Source organism: Bacillus cereus group sp. TH152-1LC, from assembly GCF_027710505.1.
Classification (GTDB): Bacteria; Bacillota; Bacilli; order Bacillales; family Bacillaceae_G; genus Bacillus_A; species Bacillus_A mobilis.
In genome coordinates this window covers 1-1163 of the sequence record NZ_JAQFNK010000074.1, presented here as the reverse complement: position 1 = coordinate 1163, position 1163 = coordinate 1, and the positions used below count along the sequence as shown (strand labels likewise).

Genomic DNA, 1163 nt, shown 5'->3' with positions numbered 1-1163 from the left:
ACGTTGTTTGTTTCGTTCAGTTTTCAAAGAACTACTTAGTCGCTCATTTGCGACTTCCTTATGTTAACATCTTCGTTAGTTAATGTCAACTAAGTTTTTCATTTCGTTTGCCGCGTTCTGCGTTATTGCATCGGCGACTTGTTTTATATTACACCTCTATTTAACAATAGTCAACAACTCTTTTTCATTTTTCATAAAAACATTTATTACTCATAGCCCTTCCTTATTTTTCATACATATAATTATGATAACTGAAAGGAGTGTAGAGATTGTTTGATTCTTCTATGTTACACATCATCAATGCTAATTTCAGAAAACCACACTACCACAGAAACTTCCCTCTCATTCTATTTTGGAGTCAAAAAAGTGGCTGCACTTCACTTGCTAATTGGTTTTTTTACCAGATTGATTTATTACAAACAGCTTTAAACTATAATCCTTTTATTCATAATTACGAATATAACATATATAAAAGTACACCCGCCTACGATGTGCGGCTAGGTATAGCATTACGAGATAAACAAAAAGAAACTTTTAAACTTGTTCGTAATCCTTTTAAAAGAGCCGTTAGTTCTTTCGTATCCTTAATCGCACCTCCCTATGTAGAAAACCCAGAATGGCAACCCATTCGAAAGTTTTTATATCAAGATGAAAATTCTCCTAAAGGAATCTCATATAAACATTTTTTATATTACCTACTCGCCAAAGGTGCTCATACAGATGATATGAATCCGCATTTTACACAACAATACATACTAGGTGAAGAAGCATATGTAACCAATTATATTTACTTAGAGGATTTTGATCAGGAAATGCAAAAGTTAGAGAGCCACTTTGAATTAAAATCCGCACCGATAAATAAATTATCCACATCCTGGCATCATCAGACTCCCGCTATGATCTATAGGGGGAATTTTAGCGAAGCAAGTATTACTGATCCTTTATTTCCTCGCTACCCTACTTTCGAAAGTTTTTATGATACGGAATGTATACAACTCGTTCAAACAATATTTCAAAATGATTTCGATACGTATAGATATAGTAAAGAATATCCATACTGATTCCAATCTATCATCTTTGCCAAATATAAACATACTAAGATTAGTAGTGCAGACCAAGGCATTGGTTCGCACTACTATTTTTTTTATATAGTAGAAGTGAAG

General features: G+C 33.2%; 1 protein-coding gene. It reads left to right on the top strand.

Going from position 1 to position 1163, the window contains the following annotated elements; all coding sequences use genetic code 11:
- Positions 1 to 269: 269 nt before the first annotated feature.
- On the top strand, positions 270 to 1061 hold the full coding sequence (locus PDL00_RS34665) for a sulfotransferase family 2 domain-containing protein (RefSeq protein WP_270733847.1): 792 nt from the start codon (positions 270 to 272) through the stop codon (positions 1059 to 1061).
- The last annotated feature ends 102 nt before the right edge of the window (positions 1062 to 1163 follow it).